This window comes from Roseitalea sp. MMSF_3546, from assembly GCF_030732865.1.
GTDB lineage: Bacteria > Pseudomonadota > Alphaproteobacteria > Rhizobiales > Rhizobiaceae > Roseitalea.
On sequence record NZ_JASHKB010000003.1, the window covers coordinates 147344 to 164608 of the forward strand.

The following is a 17265-nucleotide window of genomic DNA, read 5'->3' on the forward strand; positions in this document are numbered from 1 at the left end:
GCGGACCCTAGCCGGTCGCGGCCGCCAGCGTCCGGCCCAGATGGCCATCATTGGCATCGAGCGCGGCCTGCGCCGCGGCGCTGTCGCAGTCGAGCGTCAGCATCACCACGGCGCGCTTGATCGAGCCGCCGGCGGCCTTCAGGGCCTGCTCGGAGGCGGCCTCGTCCGCGCCGGTCAGATCGGCGACCATCAGCCGGGCGCGGCGTTCGAGCTTGGCGTTGGTCGGGCGCATCTCGACCATGCGGCCGCGCCAGACGAAACCCAGCCGGACCATCAGCGCGGTCGAAAAGGCATTGAGCGCGATCTTCTGGGCGGTGCCGGCCTTCATCCGCGTCGAGCCGGCGACGACCTCGGGACCGGTGGCGGTGACAATGGCGATCTCGGCCGCCGGGCCGAGCCGGCCATGGGCGTTGTTCATGATGCCGATCGTCAGCGCGCCGCGCCGGCGCGCCCGCGCGATGCCCGCAACGGCGAAGGGCGTGTTGCCCGAGGCGGCGACGCCGATGACGATGTCGGCCTCGCCGACGCCGAGGGCGTCGATCTCGGCTTCGGCCGCCGCGCCGTCATCCTCGGCGCCCTCGATGGCGCGGGTGAAGGCGTCCTTGCCGCCGGCCATGACCGAGACCGCGCGCTCAGGCGGCCAGGCGAAGGTGGGCAGCAGTTCGGCGGCGTCCTGGGTGGCGATCCGGCCCGACGTGCCGGCCCCCAGATAGATCAGCCGGCCGCCAGTGCCGATGCGCGCGGCGGCGCGGTCGACGGCCTCGACGATCACCGCGCTTTGGGCGGAGACGATGGCCGCCGCGTGAAGCTGGCTCTCGGTGATCGCGGCGACGATCTCCGCTGTCGGCCAGTCCTCGATGCCGTCATAGCGCGCCGAGGCGGTTTCGGTGGTCGGATGGGTCATCGGGTTGCCTCGTTGTCGAGCGGTTCAAGCGCAAGGCGCGCGGCGGTGGCCGCCGCGTCGATCTTCGGAAAGACCAGTTCGGCGTCGGGCAGTGCGGCCTCGATGGCGGCGACAATGGCCGGATGAAGCCGCAGCACGCCGCCGATCAGGCCGACCGGCGCCGGTCCGCAGCGGGCGATCAGGGCGCGGGCGAGCCGGGCGATCTCCTCGCCGGCCCGGGTCAGAATGCCCAGCGCGGTCTCATCGCCTGCCCGCGCGGCGTCCGCCACGGCGGGCGCCAGGGCGCCGACGGCGCCACGGTCGCGGCCATAGACATAGGCGCGCGCCGAATCCCAGTCCGCGCCGCCGACGATGCCGGCCAGCGCATCGGCCAGAACGGCGGTGTGCGTCGCCCGCCCGCGCTCCTCGATATCTCGCCAGACCGCGCGCAGGGCGGCAAGGCCGATCCACGCGCCCGAGCCGGCATCGTCGATCAGGACGCCGCGCCCGCCGACGCGGGTGACGGCGCCGTCCGGCGCGATCGACATGCCGACCGTGCCGGTGCCGGCGGAGACCAGATGTCCCTGCCCCGGCGCGAACGCGGCGCGAAAGGCGAGCGCGACGTCGTCGCTCAGCCGGATGTTCGCGGCCGGCGTGCCGAAGGCGCTGGCGAAGATGGCCCGTGCGTCGTCGTCGGTCGCCGGATCGTGGCCGGTGATCCCGGCGCGAATGGCGCCGATGTCGCCGTGCGGGCGCCGGGCGGCGATCGCCGCGATGGCCTCGATGAAGGCAGCGCGCGCCTCGGGGCGATAAAGGTGGCCGTTGGCGCCGGGCGCGGCATGGCGGGCAAGCTCCCTGCCCTGTCCGTCGACGAGCACCCAGCGCGTCGCGGTGCCGCCCATGTCGATGCCCAGCGCCAGCGCCTCACCGGCCCTGCCGCTCACGCCATCGCTCCGGCGAAACGGCGGGTGATCTCGCGCGGATTGGTGATCGCCGTGCCGACCACGACGGCATGGGCGCCGGCATCGCGCGCGGCGCGCACCCGTTCGGGCGTATCGAAGCGGCCCTCGGCGATGACGGGCACGCGGACGGCGCCGGCGAGCGCCTCGACAAGGGCAAGGTCCGGGCCCTGCGCCTTGAGATGGGCCGTCCGGTCGGTGTAGCCCGACAGCGTGGTCGCCACATAGTCGGCGCCCAGATCGGCGGCGCGGCGGCCCGCTTCGAGCGTATCGACATCGGCGAAGACCGCGACGCCCAGCGCCTTGACGGCCGGGATCAGTTCGGCGAGCGGCAGGCCGTCGCGCGGCCGGTCGGTGGCGTCGAGCGCGACCAGCCTGGCGCCGGCGGCGACGAGCGGGGCGGCATCGGCAAGATCGGGCGTGATGTAGACCGGATAGTCGTCGCGATGGCGCTTGGCGATGCCGATGACCGGCAGCCCCGCCGCCTTGCAGGCCGCCACGTCCTCGGCGCCGTTGGCGCGGATGGCGACCGCGCCGCCCTGCGCGGCGGCCTGCGCCATGGCGCCCATGAACACCGCGCCGTGCAGCGGGTTGTCGGCCCGCGCCTGGCAGGAAACGATCAGCCCGGGCGCGAGGATCACTTCAGCGCCCCCGACGTCATGCCGTTGATGAACTGGCGCGACAGGATGATGTAGAGCACGGTGATCGGCAGCGCGGCGAGCGTCAGCCCGGCGAACATGACGCCCCAATCGGTGTTGTATTCGCCGATGAAGGTGGTCAGCCCCTGCGGCAGCGTCTTCAGGCTGTCCTGCTGGATGAAGACCAGCGGGAAGAAGAAGTCGTTCCAGATCGGCACCAGATTGTGGATCGCCGAGATGATCAGCGCAGGCTTGCACAGCGGCAGCATGATCTTGAACATGATGCGCGCCTCGCTGGCCCCGTCCATGCGGGCGGCATCCTCCAGCTCGCGCGGCAGCGAGCGCAGGAAGCCGGTCATGATGAAGACTGTCGAGGGCAGTCCCATCGCCACATAGACCGCGATCAGCGACAGATGGGTGTTCAGTATGCCCATGTCCCGGAACAGGATGAACAGCGGAATGATGGCGAGCTTGAGCGGCAGGGTGAGCCCGGCGATGAAGAACAGCAGCAGGAAGCTGGCGCCGAAGAACTCGTAGCGGCCGATCGCATAGGCCGCCATGGTGCCGAGCATCAGGATCAGCCCGATCGATGTGCCGGTGACGAAGATCGAGTTGAACATGTAGCGCGGAAAGGTCGTCTCCGTGGCGATCCGCACGAAGTTCTCCAGATTGGTGAAGTCGGGAATCGCGAAGGGCTGCTGGAAGATCTCGACATTGGACTTGAAGCCCGAAAACACCATGATGACGACCGGAAACAGCATCAGGAAGGTGTTGGCGATCAGCAGGATCTGCACCAGCCCGGCGCGGCCGAGCGTGCCGACAAGGCCGCGCTCGGCCATCGGTGCGGCCATGGTCGGAGCGGTCGTCATATCTGGATCTCCCTTCGGCGCAGGCGTACCGTCCAGAACGCGGCGACCACGGCGATGAAGGCGAAGATGAGCACGGCGAGCGCCGAGCCCTGGCCGAAATCCTGCACGCCGGCGGACTGGTTGCCAAAGGCGGTGCGGTAGAAATAAAGGCCCAGAACGTCGGTCGAGCCGAAGGGCGAGCCGTCAAGGCCGACCATGATGTAGGGCAGTTCGAACCAGTTGAACGAGCCGATGAACAGCAAGATGAAGACGATGGTCGCCGACGGGGCGATCAGCGGCCAGACGATCTTGCGGATCAGGATCCACTCATTGTCGGTCTCCATGCGCGCGGCATCGAGCAATTCGGGCGGAATGCGCTGCAAACCGGCCAGGAAGACGAGCGTGGGAAAGCCGACCCAGGCCCAGGCGTTGACGAAGATCAGCGCGCCGAGCGCGGTCTCGGACTGGCCGAGCCAGGGCTGGGCGAGGTCGTCAAGGCCGACGGCGCGCAGGGACTGGTTCACCACGCCGAAGATCGGATGGAAGAACAGCTTCCACAGAAAGCCGATGATGACGGTCGAAAGGACGACCGGCAGGAATACGGCGACCCGGTGGAAGGCGGCGCCGAAGGGCTCGCGCCACAGCGCATAGGCGAGGATGAAGCCGAAGCCGTTCTGCACCACCATCAGCGAGAAGAAGACGATGACGTTGTGCATGAAGGCGCGGCGCGTCCATTCGGCAAACGGCTCCTGGAACAGCACGATCCGGAAGTTCTCGAACCAGACGAATTCGCCGCGCTGCAGCCCGTTCCAGTCATAGAAGGCGTAGGCGAGCGCGGAGACGATCGGATAGGCGACGAAGGTGACCATCACCGCAAGCGGCGGGATGATCAGGAAGGCGATCCACAGGCCGCGGCCGGTCAGGCGGAAATTGAGCATTCGTTCGGTCCTCGGCATGCGCCCGTACGTCCGAAGGTCGGGCCCGGACTCGCCGGCAAAACGATCGCCGTTTCAGGGCTCGGCGCGGGGCTCGGCCCCGCAAACCAGGGCGCCGCGCCGCCTCGCATCCCGATACCGTCAACCGGTCCGGGCACGGCGCGCCCGTTCATTGCCGCTTCCGGGCTGCCAGGCGGTGCCGCTTCGGCAGCGGTGCCCGGCACTGGCGGACCCGACGGCGCAGGATGCGCCGCCCTGGGCGGCGCATCCGGTCGTCCCCGTCGCGATCAATCCTGGAACGGTTCGTGATAGGTCGCAATGCCCTCGGTGACCGCCTGGCCGACCTCTTCGGGCGTCGCCTCGCCGGCCATCATCTTCTGCACCTCGGACTGGATCAGCACCGAGCCCGACGGTTCCTGATAGCGAAAGTCGGTGAGCATGACATAGGGGATCGAATTGGCGTTCAGGTCGGCGACCTCCTGCAGCAGCGGGTCCTCGAAAGTCACGCCCGGGATCGGGGTGATGTTGCCCAGCGAATTGGCGAACATCTGGCCGAATTCCTGGGTGGCCAGGAAGTTGAGCCATTTGAGAACGGCCTCCTCGTGCTCGGTCGTCGCGCTGCCTGCATAGCCGCCGTCGAAGAAGGTGGCGACCAGCGGGGTGTCGCCCTCGTCGGCGCCGGGGGCGGCGAACAGTCCGATTTCCAGATCCGGGTTCTGGCTGCGGAAATTGGCGATCTCGAAGGAGCCGCCGGCGAACATGGCCGCAAGGCCGGAGACGAAAAGCTGCTGGGCGGAAGGATAGTCCAGCCCCTGATAGCCGTCTGGCAGATAGGGCTTGATCTCGTTGACCTTCTCCAGCGCCTCGATGAACCGCTCGTCGGTGAAGTCGGCCTCGCCGGCGCGCATGTCGGCGATGAAGTCCTGACCCATGGTCGAGGCGCCCAGCGAGAAGGTCAGCGTCTCGTTCTGCCAGGCGGTCGCGGTGCCGTTGGCGAAGGCGAACATGCCCGCTTCCGTGATCGTTTCGGCGGCGGCGATCAGGTCGTCCCAGGTCTGCGGTTCATCGATGCCCAGATCGTCGAAGATCGCCTTGTTGTACATGACCAGCATGGTCTGCGAGGCGAACGGAACGGCATAGGTCACGCCATCGGACCTCAGCGTCACCGCGTCGACCGCCGATTGCGGGAAGTCGGCCAGCGCCGGGACCTTGTCCTCGTCGAGCGGCATCAGATAGCCGCCATTGGCGACGGCCTCGAAGGCGCCATAGGCGCGCACCATCATGGAATCGGGCGCGTTGTCGGCGGCCAGCGCCGTCGACAGGATGGTGGCGTATTGCGAGGCCTCGAAGGCTTCGAACGCGACCTCGACCCCCGGGTTCTGCGCCTCGAACCGGGCGATGATCTCCTCATATTGCTCGCGATCCTCCTGGCGCCAGGACCAGAAGCTGATCTCCTGCGCGAAGGTGGGGGCGGTGGCCGCGATCACGGCCGGCGCGGCGACCGCGGCGGCCAGGGCGGATAGGATCAGCTTGCGTTGCATGGGTACTCCTCCTTGATGCAAGTGGCGTCGTGTCAGGCCAGTCTGTGGCCGTTGTCGGCATCGAAATAGTGCACATGACCCGGTTTCGGCCGGAGACGCAAAGGCGCGCCATCGTCGATATGGGCGTTGGGATCGGTGCGCAGGGCGGCGAGCGTGCCGTCCTCGAGCCGGGCATAGGTGAAGGCGTCATCGCCCAGATATTCAGTGTAGACCGCCCGGGCGGCAAAACCGGGGCCGGCCTCGCCCACGGCGATGTCGACCGCGTCGGGCCGCAGGCCGATGGTGATGTCCTGCGGCGCGCCTTGAGGCAGGTCGGCGAGCGCGACGGGGTCGCCACCGCCCAGCGTGACGCCGTCGTCCTGCCGCCGCACCGGCAAAAGCGCCATGCGCGGCGAGCCGATGAAGGCGGCCACGAAGGTATTGGCCGGCGTCTCGAACAATTCGCGCGGCGTACCGACCTGCTCGATGCGCCCCTTGTTCATGACGACGATGCGGTCGGCCAGCGTCATCGCCTCGATCTGGTCGTGGGTAACGTAGATCATGGTGCCGCCAATCTGCTTGTGCAGCCTTGCGATCTCAAGGCGCACCTCCGAGCGCAGGGCGGCGTCGAGGTTCGACAGCGGCTCGTCGAGCAGGAAAAGCTGCGGCTTGCGCACCAGGGCGCGGGCAATGGCGACGCGCTGGCGCTGGCCGCCGGAGAGTTCGCGCGGCTTGCGGTCGAGCAGTTCGGTGAGCTGCAGCATGCGCGCGGCCTCGTCGATGCGCGCGGCGATCTCGGCAGCCGGAAGGCCCATGATCGTGACGCCGAACGCCATGTTCTCGCGCACATCCATGTGCGGGTAGAGCGCATAGGACTGAAAGACCATGGCGATGCCGCGCTGGTGCGGGGCGACATCGTTCATCAGCCGGCCGTCCATGTGCAACGTGCCGGCCGTGATCGGATCGAGCCCGGCGATCAGGCGCAGAAGCGTGGACTTGCCGCAGCCCGACGGGCCGACAAACACCACGAACTCCCGGTCGTTGATCTGAAGATCGACGCCGTGGAGCACCTGGACCTGCTTGAAGTTCTTCCTGATGCCGGTCAGCGACAGACGGGCCATCTTGCCTCCGCTCGTTCCCCTGCCCGAATATCGCGTCTTGGGGAACGGGTCAAACCAATTTAATACCAGATTGAGGCCAAACGCAGCGGGCACGGCGGGATGCCGCGCGAACCTTCCCCGCCGGCCGACGGCGGCCGATCCGCGACGACACCGCAACGGACCCGCAATGGCCTGGCCGATGCTCACGACAACGGGCCGATGCTCACGACAATTTGTGCAACACGATGATTTTTGAAAGGAAGCGAAATCGCAAATGGCGCGAGTGACGGGGCTCGAACCCGCGACCTCCGGCGTGACAGGCCGGCACTCTAACCAACTGAGCTACACCCGCATTTGCGCGCCCGCACCATGGTGCGGCCCGGTCGACTTAGGTGGTTCTTCGAACCCTGTCAAGCTGCTCGAAAGCGGATTTGCACGGGCGCCGGGCAGCCCGGTTGCGCGGCGATTTCGCCACGCGATCGCCGTGCCGCGCGCGGCAGACCAGCCGACCCGGCGAACGCCCCGCGCGCAGCGTCCGCGCCGGCCGGTGCGCCGCATTTCGAACCGGGCAGCTTGCGCGCACGCCGTTTGCTCGCTAGATCGCACTCGGTCACGGGCGATTAGCTCAGCTGGTAGAGCGCTTCGTTTACACCGAAGATGTCGGGAGTTCGAGTCTCTCATCGCCCACCATTCCCCCCGCCGGACGAAACGGGCCAGGGCACCGGGCGGATGAACGTGCGTCAGGCGGCGTCGGAAACGCGTTCGCCGGCACTCGCCGGTTCGGCGGGCGCGGCATCGTCATCCTTTCCGGCCGCTGCGCCATCGCCATGGCATGTGCCGCTGCGATAGGCCTCCGACAGCCGATCCAGAGCCATCGGCGCCTGATAATAGTAGCCCTGGAAAAGACGGCAGCCGGCCAGCGAGGCACGATGGTTGTCGTCGCGTGTCTCGATGCCCTCGGCGACCACGATGCGGTCCATCTGGCCGGCGATCTGGGTGACCGCGCTGACGAAGGTGTCGGTGACGATGTCGGTGCCGATGGTCTGGATGTAGGACTTGTCGATCTTGATGATGTCGAAGGGCAGCTTGCGGAGCTGGTTGAACTCGCTGTAGCCCATGCCGAAATCGTCGAGCGCGATCCGGAAGCCGGCCGCGCGGATGTCGGCGATCTTGGCCACGAAGGCGTCTGAGGTTTCGAGCAGCGCGCTCTCGGTGATCTCGAGGATGAAGCGCGACGGCGCCACGCCGCAGGCGTCAAGGATCTGCAGGTATTCGGCCAGAAAGCCCTCATGGGCCAGCTGGCGGGCGGAGATGTTCACATTGACCGGAACGTCGGGCAGACGCGGCATGTCGTGGCAGACGCGGCGCATGACGTAGCGGCCCAGTTCGCAGATGAGCTGCGATCTTTCGGCCACGGGAATGAACTCGGCCGGCGAGATCGCGCCGCGCACCGGATTGGTCCAGCGCACCAGCGCCTCCAGCGAGCTGAGGTTTCCGTTCGCATCGACGATGGGCTGGTAGTGGACCTCGAGCTGGTCCTGCGTGATCGCCGCGCGCAGTTCGCGCTCGATGAAGCGCTCGCGCTGCATCTCGTCGAGAATCGCCGAGCCGAACACCAGCCAGCTTCCCCGGCCGGCATTCTTGACGCGGTAGAGCGCAAGGTCGGCATAGCTGAGCACGTCGTTGAGATCGCGGCTGTGGGTGGGCGCCAGCGCGATGCCGAGCGAGGCGGAGATCGCCGGGCGGTTGTTTTCGATCGCCGCGCCCTGGCGCAGCACTTCCAGATAGCGATCGCAGCATTGGCCGACCATCGCCTCGGTGACGCGCGTGTCGTGGCAGACGAACAGGGCGAGTTCATCGCCGCCGAGCCGGCCGACCACCGCGCCGGGAAAGGCCTGTCGGGCGGCCTGCGCGCAAAAATGAAGGACCGCGTCGCCGGCCGGATGACCGAACACGTCGTTGATCTGCTTGAAATGGTCGATGTCGATGAGCACGACGGCGACCGAGCCATTGGCGCCATGGTTGCCGATAGCCTCGTCGAGGGCATGCAGGAAGTGACCGCGCGTCAGCGCGCCGCTGACCGGATCGGTGGCGTTGCGCGCCTGGAGTTCCTGCTGCAGCCGGCCGACGCGGCGCAGCTTGGCGCGCATGGTCATGTACAGCAGCAGCGCCAAAGCCAGGGTGAGCAAAATGGTGGCGAATTCGAGCCGGCCCACATCCATCTGGCCGTAGCGGGCGAGCAGATCGTTCCGCGACAGCGCATGCGAAAATGCGTGCATGCTGGTCAGGAAGGCGATCGCCGCAATGAGCGCCGTTTCGATGACGGTGCTGAATCGTCTGGGCGGTTCGGAAACGAACAGGTTACGCTTCTTGCCAAGCGTTGAGAACATCGGAAAACCATCCACGGGACCGGGCGCTGCCGCATCGTGCCGACGCGGCCGGAGCCTGCATTGCCAAACATGCCGTCAAACGGCGCAAGACCAGTTCGCACGCCTCATGCGTGGATGTCCCGACATCGTATCGGGATTGTTTCTAGGCTTCCTTAACGCAATTGGGCCAATTGCGCGTTTTGACTTGCTTTTTCCACGCGCATGGCCGGGGTGGCGGATGCACGGCTCGGTGGCCGGCCCGCCGGAGCGGGCCGGTGCCGTGCGGCCAGTGTCAGCTCGTCAGGCGCAGCGCCGAGATGCGGCGGCCGATATCCTCGAAGGCATCCTCCAGCGCTCCGGCATCGCGTGACTGGTAGAAACCGTTCTTGTCGGTCGCGCATTCGCGCATGACATCGACGCCGGCGGCCGAAACCGTCTTGCCGAAAGCGATCGAGAAGACGGTCACGCCATTCGCCTTGGCCTCGGCGCAGGCTTGCTTGGTCCAGTTGTCGGCCTGAGCCAGGTCGGTGCCCCAATTGCCCGGGTTCCAGGGCAGGTTGGCCGAGCGCTGGTTGTCGCCGTCGGTCATCAGCACCATCACCTTGCGGCGGTCGGTCGATGCCGGCCTGGCATCGGTGAACGGCTCCTCGGGCGTCAGAAGGCGCAGGCCCCACATCACGCCGGGCGCCATATAGGTGTCCTGGGTCGGATACATGGCGCCGATCGCGGCGCGAAGCTGGCCGAAATTGCCCGTCAGCGGCTTGATCGGCTCGCCGCACCAGACATTGAGCAGGCCTTCGAAGGGCACGTCGGGGCGCTGGTCCTTGAGCGTGTGGGGCGAGGGGCGCGAGCCGACGCAGCCCCGCCAACGCTTTCGCACGGTCACGTCGCGGCACTGCCATTGCCGGCTGATCTCCTTGCGGTCGCACACCTTGCGCCGATAGGGCACGCCGTCATTGTAGCGCGTCTGCATGCGGCAGTTGGAGTATTCGAACTTGCGCTTCCAGCGGCAGCGGTTCTCGGTGTATTCCTCGTCGTCGGGCACGGTGATCCAAGAGGCATTGCGATTGGCCATGCCGACATTGACGTGATTGGTGAACGGCACCAGGCCGACCCGCACATCGTTGTCGCCCGCCTCGTCCTCGATCTTCGTCACGAAGTCGGTGGCGATGCGCTTGAGGTCGACCATCTTGTTGTCGGCCGACATCGAGTAGGTGTTGTCCAGCACCAGAACCAGTTCCAGATCGGTGCCGCGGTTGATCGGCACGGTGGCGTCGGCCTGGTTGACGAAGACGCCCGGCGCAAGCGAGCCGAAGAACAGCGCGTCGGTGCGCGCAAGGGCGGTCACCGCGATCTCGTCGTCGACGATCTCGATCCGCACATCCTCGACCGCGCCCTCGAAATTGGCATCGACAAAGCGCTTGACGTCGTCGCGCGAGGGCTCGACCTCGTTGACCTCGTGATAGCGGCCGGCGAACAGGACCGCCGCGTCGACCGACGCCTGCAGGCGGACCTGGGTGCGGCTGATATTGGCGTATTCGATGGCCATGGCGACGCTGCCGATGAGCGGAAAGGACGCCATGACGAACATCATGCCGAAATTGCCCGATCGCGATCGGGCGAAACGCCGCAACATTTGCATCATCGTCGTCCGTTCCCGTTAAGGTTCGTGATTGCCCCATCGGACCACAAACTTCTTTCGCGATCGTCAATCCCAGCGGGCAGAATCGATCAATGACAATCTATTCGTGCGGCTGCCTCGCCCTCGCCCCTGCGTTGCAGCATGCTGCGATGCACCAAAGCACTGATTGCGATTTGTCGCGCAGCGGCTAGAACAGGCGCAAAACCATACCGGAGGCCCGAGCGATGAGCGCGCTGTTCCCGCTGTCAAAGTCCGAAACGACCTTCCGCCGGCTGACGGCCGATCATGTCGGCATCGACAGTTTTCGCGGCGAAGACATGCTGGTGGTCGAGCCCGAGGCGCTGCGGCTCCTGTCGGAAGCGGCCTTCGCCGACATCAACCATCTGCTCCGCCCGGGCCACCTGAAGCAGCTCGCGGCCATTCTCGAAGACCCCGAGGCGACCGACAATGACCGCTTCGTCGCCTACGATCTTCTCAAGAACGCCAACATCGCCGCGGGCGGCGTGCTGCCCATGTGCCAGGACACGGGCACGGCGATCGTCATGGCCAAGAAGGGCCGTCGCGTCTGGACCGACGGCGGCGACGAGGCGGCGCTCGGCCAGGGCGTGCGCGATGCCTATGAGAAGAAGAACCTGCGCTATTCGCAGCTCGCCCCGCTGTCGATGTTCGAGGAGAAGAACACGCGCAACAACCTGCCCGCCCAGATCGACATCTACGAGGAGGGCGAAGACGCCTACGAGTTCCTGTTCGTCGCCAAGGGCGGCGGGTCGGCCAACAAGACGTTCCTGTATCAGGGCACGCCGTCGCTTCTCACCCACGACCGGATGATCGAATTCCTGCGCGAGAAGATCCTGACGCTCGGCACCGCCGCCTGCCCGCCCTATCACCTGGCGATCGTGATCGGCGGCACCAGCGCCGAGATGAACCTGAAGACCGTCAAGCTCGCCTCGACGCGCTATCTCGATGGCCTGCCGACGGAAGGCTCCGAAGACGCGCACGCCTTCCGCGATCTCGCCATGGAAACCGAAATCCACAAGCTGACGCAGCAGATGGGCGTCGGCGCGCAATTCGGCGGCAAGTATTTCTGCCACGACGTGCGCGTCATCCGCCTGCCCCGGCACGGCGCCTCGCTGCCGATCGGCCTTGGCGTGTCCTGCTCGGCCGACCGGCAGGCGCTCGGCCGCATCAGCCGCGACGGCGTCTTCCTCGAGCGGCTGGAGACCAATCCGGCCCAGTACATGCCCGACGTCGACGAGGCCGCGCTCGGCGGCGAGGTGGTGCGGATCGACCTCAACCAGCCCATGGCCGCGATCCTGACCGAGCTGAGCCGACACCCCGTCAAGACCCGACTTTCGCTGACCGGCCCGATCATCGTCGCGCGCGACATCGCGCACGCCAAGATCCGCGAGCGGCTCGAAAACGGCGAGCCGATGCCCGACCATTTCAAGGATCACCCGATCTATTACGCCGGCCCGGCCAAGACCCCCGAAGGGTTCGCCTCGGGCTCGTTCGGGCCGACCACGGCCGGCCGCATGGACGCCTATGTCGACCAGTTCCAGTCCTTCGGCGGCTCGATGGTGATGCTTGCCAAGGGCAACCGCTCACGGCAGGTGCGCGAGGCCTGCGCGCGCCATGGCGGCTTCTATCTGGGCTCGATCGGCGGACCGGCCGCGCGCCTGGCGCAGGATTGCATCAGGAAGGTCGAAGTCGTCGAATATCCCGAACTGGGCATGGAGGCGATCTGGAGGATCGAGGTCGAGGACTTCCCCGCCTTCATCGTCATCGACGACAAGGGCAACGATTTCTTCAAGGAGTTGAAGCTGGGTTGACCCGGCCGGTTACCGGCTCAGCCCCTTTTCGTCGAGCTCGGCCAGATAGGCGGCCCAGCGGGCCTCCGTGTCGCGGCCCAGTTCGTCCAGATAGGTCCAGGTGAAGATGCCGGTCGAATGCATGTCGTCGAAGACGATGCGCACCGCGTAATTGCCGACCGGCTCGACCTGCATGATCCGCACGTCCTTCTTGCCGCCGACGGTCTTGCGCTGTTCGGGGCTGTGGCCCTGCACCTCGGCCGAAGGCGACATCACGCGCAGCATCTCGGCCGGCAGTTCGTGGCGGCTGCCGTCGTCGAAAGTGATCGTCAGAAGGCGCCGGTCAGCGGCGATTCGCAATTCGGTCGGCCAGCGGTCGGTCATGGCCCCGATGTGACGCGTCGGGTCTTGACCGTCAAGGAAAACCGATGGACCGTAACCCGATGACGGACCAAGACAATGCACCGGCCATGATCGACCCGTTCGGTCGCACCATTTCCTATCTGCGCGTATCGGTCACCGACCGGTGCGATTTCCGCTGCGTCTACTGCATGTCCGAAGACATGACTTTCCTGCCCAGGCGTGACCTTCTGACGCTCGAGGAACTGGACCGGCTGTGCACGGTCTTCGTCGAAAAGGGCGTGCGCAAGCTTCGCCTGACCGGCGGCGAGCCGCTGGTGCGCAAGAACATCATGCATCTGGTGCGCCAGCTCTCACGTCACCTGGCTTCGGGCGCGCTCGACGAACTCACCCTGACGACGAACGGCTCCCAGCTTGCCCGGTTCGCCGATGAGCTGGCCGATTGCGGCGTGCGGCGGGTGAATGTCTCGCTCGACACGCTCGATGCCGACAAGTTCAAGGCGATCACGCGCTGGGGCGATCTCTCGCGCGTGCTCGGCGGCATCGCGGCGGCTCGGCGCGCCGGCATTCAGATCAAGATCAACGCGGTCGCGCTCAAGGATTTCAACGATGCCGAGATCGAACCCATGATGACATGGGCGCATGGCGAAGGGCACGATTTCACCCTGATCGAGACCATGCCCATGGGCGAGATCGACGAGGATCGCACCGACCGCTACCTGCCGCTCACCGAGGTCCGCGCGAAGCTCGCCGAGCGCTATACGCTCGAGGACATTCCCTACAAGACCGGCGGACCGGCGCGCTATGTGCGCGTTGCCGAGACCGGCGGCCGGCTCGGCTTCATCACGCCGCTGACCCACAATTTCTGCGAAAGCTGCAACCGCGTCCGGCTGACCTGCACCGGCACGCTCTACATGTGCCTTGGCCAGGAAGACGCCGCCGACCTGCGCGCGCCCTTGCGCGAATCCGAAGGCGATGAGCGCGTCGCGACGGCCATCGACCAGGCGATCGCCCGCAAGCCCAAGGGTCACGACTTCGTCATCGACCGGACCACGCAGGCCCCGGCGGTCGGCCGTCACATGAGCGTGACGGGCGGCTGACATGAAGACCGCCATCGTCGGCGGCGGCATTGCCGGCCTTTCGTCCGCCTGGGCGCTGACCAAGCGCGGCCATGACGTTGCGCTCTACGAGAAGGGCCCGATCCCCAACCCCCTTTCGGCCTCGGGCGACGAGCATCGCATCATCCGCCGCGCCTATGGCGGCCTGTCCGGCTATGCACGGCGCATCGACGAGGCCTATGAGGCCTGGGACGAGCTGTGGGCCGATCTGGGCGAAAAGCACCTGGTCGAAAACGGCTTCCTGATCGTCAGCCAGCGGCCGGGCGACGAGGCCGAGCAATATCGCGACGGTCTGCGCGCCGGCGGCTATCCGCTCGAATTGATGTGTGCGGACGAGGCGGCGGCGCGCTTCCCCTTTCTGGAGGCGGGCACCTTCCGCTATGCGGGGTTCAGCCCGGAGGGCGGCGCCCTGCTGTGCCGGAAGATCGCCGCCGGGCTTGTGAAATGGCTCCGCAACCATGGCGCGGCCGTGCATGACGACACCAGGGTCACCGCCGTCGATCCCGCCGGGACGGTCACGACGACCGAAGGCGCGCGCGATTTCGACCTTGTCATCGTCACCGTCGGCGCCTGGGTGCTCGATCTCGTGCCCGCGCTTGCCGGCCGGCTGACGACCTACCGCACGGCGGTCGCCTACTTCACGCCGCCGCCGGACCTGGCGCCCGCCTGGGTCGGCGCGCCGGTCATGCTGGACGCGGGCGCCGATTCGGATGGCTACGCCATCGCGCCGATCGGCGGGTCGGGCCTGAAGCTCGGCACCGGCAACCACAAGCGCCCTGCCCCGCCCGATGCGGACCGCACGCCCGCCCCGGGCGAGGCCGACGCCATCCGCAAATGGTTCGCCCCGCCGCTCACCCGGCTGGACGAATACCGGCACGAAAAGACCGTCACCTGCGCCTACACCTTCACCGCCGACCAGCGTTTCCTGATGCACCGGCGCGACCGGCTGTGGGTCGTCTCGGCGTGTTCGGGCCATGGCTACAAGTTCGGCGCGGCAATCGGGCGTCGCGTGGCGCGCCACCTGCCCGATGGCGACGAGGAGGGCCTGCGCGCCTGGCTGGAAGCGCGCGAGCGAGTGGACCGCTGAGGCCCGGACCGGCCTTGTCCGACCGGACCGGGCCGTGATAGCGCCGTGACCGGGATCGGGCGCTCGGGTGCCTGCATTCCCGGTTCGGCGGGGCCGACGGCGCCCCCATCTTGCAGGTTCCGATGCAACTGTCGGCAAATCTTCGCGCCAGTGCCTTCATGGCGCTGTCCATGGCCGGTCTGGTCGTCAACGACGCGCTGGTCAAGACGCTCGGCGGCGCGCTGGGCATCGGGCAGATCATGTTCGTGCGCGGCGCGATCATCGTCGCTTTCCTGGCGGCGTTCGTGTGGCTGCGCCGGGCGCCCGGACGGGCGCGCGACGCGCTGTGCTGGCCGGTCGCGCTGCGCACGTTCGGAGAGGTGGTCGCCACGATCCTGTTCCTGAACGCGCTGTTTCACATGCCCCTGGCCAATGCGACCGCCGTGCTGCAGGCGCTGCCGCTGGTGGTCGCGCTGGGCGCGGCGCTGTTCCTGGGCGAGCCCGTCGGCTGGCGGCGCTTCAGCGCCATCGCGGTCGGCTTTGCCGGCGTGATGCTGATCGTGCGGCCCGGGTTCGAGGGTTTCAACGCGTTCGCGCTGTTCGCCCTTGGCGCTGTGTTCTTCGCCGCCCTGCGCGATCTTGCGACGCGAATGGCGCCGGCAGGAATACCCTCCTTGACCATCTCGCTGATCACGGCGGCGGCTGTCGCGGTGATCGGCCTTGCGCTGATCCCGGTCTCTGGCGGCTGGCGGCCGATGACGCCGGCCATCTGGCTCACGCTCGCCGCGGCGGCCGGCTTCCTGTTCATCGGCTACCACTTCGTGGTGATGGCGATGCGCGTCGGCGAGATCGGCTTTGTCGCCCCGTTCCGCTATACGAGCCTGTTGTGGGCGATCATTGTCGGCATCGTCGTCTTCGGCGACTTTCCCGACGCGCTCATGCTCATTGGCTCGGCGATCGTCGTCGCCACGGGCATCTACACCTTGCACCGCGAGCGCGTGACGCAGGCGCGGCTGCGCGCGGCGACACACTCGGCCGAATCGGCACCGTCGGCGCGGGGCACGTGAGCGATGTCCGCCACCGTCATCGAGCAGAACAACATGCGCGCGATCGGCCTGATGGTGCTGTCCATGGCCATGTTCGCAGTCGAGGACATGCTGATCAAGCTGACCACGGCGACGCTCGGCGTCGGCCAGATCATGCTGGTGCTGGCGGTCTTCGGCGCCGCAGCGTTCTCGCTGATGGCCTGGCGCAGCGGCACCAAGCTCTTGACCCGCGACCTGCTCGACCGCGCGGTCATGGTGCGCAATCTGGGCGAGATCGTCGGCACGATCGGCTTCGTGACGGCGCTGGCGCTGGTGCCCATCTCGGTCGCCTCGGCGATCCTTCAGGCGACGCCGCTGGCGGTGACCATGGGCGCGGCGATCTTCCTGCGCGAACCGGTCGGCTGGCGGCGCTGGACCGCGATCATCGTCGGCTTCGCCGGCGTGATGCTGATCATCCGGCCCGGGTTTGCGGGATTCGATGCCAATGCGCTGTTCGCCGTGATCGGGGTCGCCGGGCTCGCCGCGCGCGACCTGGCAACGCGCGCCCTGCCCGCCGCGATCACCTCGGCGCAGGTGTCGGCCTATGCCTATTGGGCGCTGATCCCGCCGGCCCTCGTCCTGATGATGCTCGATGGCGGCTGGCGGCCGGTCGAAGGGGCGGCGATCGCCTATCTGTGCGCTGCGGTCGTTATCGGCGTGTTTGCCTATTACATCCTCACCCACGCCATCCGGATCGGCGATCTTTCGGTCATCGCCCCGTTCCGCTATTCGCGGCTGCTGTTCGCACTGCTGGTGGGATTCTTCGTCTTCGCCGAACGCCCCGACCTGCCGGTGCTGGCCGGCTCGGCCCTCGTCATCGCCACGGGCGTTTACGCGCTCTACCGGGAACGGGTGCGGAAGGGCCGCATCGAGACCGCCTGATCGTTCATTTTTGCTGATCGCTCGCTTGCGTTCTATTCGTTTGATTGATGCG

Annotated in this window: 15 protein-coding genes and 2 tRNA genes; 6 read left to right on the forward strand and 11 right to left on the reverse strand. The window is 67.2% G+C overall.

Annotated features, from left to right (window positions below; translation table 11 throughout):
- Positions 1-7 precede the first annotated feature (7 nt).
- From RBB34_RS04260 to RBB34_RS04295, 8 genes are all read right to left on the reverse strand, one after another.
- Positions 8-904 (reverse strand): N-acetylmuramic acid 6-phosphate etherase, encoded by an 897-nt coding sequence (locus tag RBB34_RS04260; RefSeq protein WP_306117948.1) that lies wholly within the window; start codon positions 902-904, stop codon positions 8-10.
- Entirely contained in the window at positions 901-1827 is a 927-nt protein-coding gene (locus RBB34_RS04265) for a BadF/BadG/BcrA/BcrD ATPase family protein (RefSeq protein ID WP_306117949.1), read from the reverse strand. Before RBB34_RS04265 ends, RBB34_RS04260 begins: the two co-directional genes overlap by 4 nt.
- A complete protein-coding gene (locus RBB34_RS04270; RefSeq protein ID WP_306117950.1) occupies positions 1824-2483 on the reverse strand; it encodes a putative N-acetylmannosamine-6-phosphate 2-epimerase in 660 nt (219 codons plus the stop codon). The genes RBB34_RS04265 and RBB34_RS04270 overlap by 4 nt, the downstream gene beginning before the upstream one ends.
- A complete protein-coding gene (locus RBB34_RS04275) occupies positions 2480-3349 on the reverse strand; it encodes a carbohydrate ABC transporter permease (protein WP_306117951.1) in 870 nt (289 codons plus the stop codon). Before RBB34_RS04275 ends, RBB34_RS04270 begins: the two co-directional genes overlap by 4 nt.
- Entirely contained in the window at positions 3346-4266 is a 921-nt protein-coding gene (locus RBB34_RS04280; protein WP_306117952.1) for a sugar ABC transporter permease, read from the reverse strand. Before RBB34_RS04280 ends, RBB34_RS04275 begins: the two co-directional genes overlap by 4 nt.
- A gap of 284 nt (positions 4267-4550) precedes the next feature.
- Positions 4551-5804, reverse strand: coding sequence for an extracellular solute-binding protein (locus RBB34_RS04285; protein WP_306117953.1), 1254 nt, complete (start codon positions 5802-5804; stop codon positions 4551-4553).
- A 32-nt stretch (positions 5805-5836) separates the two neighbouring features.
- Positions 5837-6904 (reverse strand): sn-glycerol-3-phosphate ABC transporter ATP-binding protein UgpC, encoded by a 1068-nt coding sequence (gene ugpC / locus RBB34_RS04290; RefSeq protein WP_306117954.1) that lies wholly within the window; start codon positions 6902-6904, stop codon positions 5837-5839.
- A gap of 254 nt (positions 6905-7158) precedes the next feature.
- Positions 7159-7235, reverse strand: a tRNA-Asp gene (locus RBB34_RS04295).
- Positions 7236-7497: 262 nt separating this feature from the next.
- Between RBB34_RS04295 and RBB34_RS04300 the strand changes: the two genes are divergently transcribed.
- Positions 7498-7573 (forward strand) — tRNA-Val (locus RBB34_RS04300).
- Between the two features lie 50 nt (positions 7574-7623).
- On the opposite strand, the gene RBB34_RS04305 is transcribed toward RBB34_RS04300, so the two are convergent.
- Together RBB34_RS04305 and RBB34_RS04310 are read right to left on the reverse strand one after the other, a co-directional pair.
- Complete coding sequence (locus RBB34_RS04305) at positions 7624-9273, reverse strand: EAL domain-containing protein (protein WP_306117955.1); 1650 nt, start codon at positions 9271-9273, stop codon at positions 7624-7626.
- A gap of 271 nt (positions 9274-9544) precedes the next feature.
- The gene (locus RBB34_RS04310) at positions 9545-10897 is read right to left on the reverse strand and encodes a pilus assembly protein (RefSeq protein WP_306117956.1); all 1353 of its coding nucleotides are present in this window, start codon (positions 10895-10897) and stop codon (positions 9545-9547) included.
- 221 nt (positions 10898-11118) lie between these two features.
- Here RBB34_RS04310 and RBB34_RS04315 point away from each other — a divergent pair, with 221 nt between their 5' ends.
- Positions 11119-12723 (forward strand): fumarate hydratase, encoded by a 1605-nt coding sequence (locus tag RBB34_RS04315; protein ID WP_306117957.1) that lies wholly within the window; start codon positions 11119-11121, stop codon positions 12721-12723.
- A gap of 9 nt (positions 12724-12732) precedes the next feature.
- Here the strand turns inward: RBB34_RS04315 and RBB34_RS04320 are convergent, their stop codons facing one another.
- Positions 12733-13086 (reverse strand): DUF971 domain-containing protein, encoded by a 354-nt coding sequence (locus tag RBB34_RS04320; RefSeq protein WP_306117958.1) that lies wholly within the window; start codon positions 13084-13086, stop codon positions 12733-12735.
- Positions 13087-13145: 59 nt separating this feature from the next.
- Between RBB34_RS04320 and moaA the strand changes: the two genes are divergently transcribed.
- The 4 genes from moaA to RBB34_RS04340 all read left to right on the forward strand — a co-directional run bounded on the left by moaA (position 13146) and on the right by RBB34_RS04340 (position 17213).
- Positions 13146-14162, forward strand: coding sequence for a GTP 3',8-cyclase MoaA (gene moaA / locus RBB34_RS04325; RefSeq protein ID WP_306117959.1), 1017 nt, complete (start codon positions 13146-13148; stop codon positions 14160-14162).
- Position 14163: 1 nt separating this feature from the next.
- Positions 14164-15267: an FAD-dependent oxidoreductase gene (locus RBB34_RS04330; protein ID WP_306117960.1), complete on the forward strand. Its 1104-nt coding sequence runs from the start codon at positions 14164-14166 to the stop codon at positions 15265-15267.
- Positions 15268-15389: 122 nt separating this feature from the next.
- Positions 15390-16313, forward strand: coding sequence for a DMT family transporter (locus tag RBB34_RS04335; RefSeq protein ID WP_306117961.1), 924 nt, complete (start codon positions 15390-15392; stop codon positions 16311-16313).
- Positions 16314-16316: 3 nt separating this feature from the next.
- On the forward strand, positions 16317-17213 hold the full coding sequence (locus RBB34_RS04340) for a DMT family transporter (RefSeq protein WP_306117962.1): 897 nt from the start codon (positions 16317-16319) through the stop codon (positions 17211-17213).
- Positions 17214-17265 lie beyond the last annotated feature (52 nt).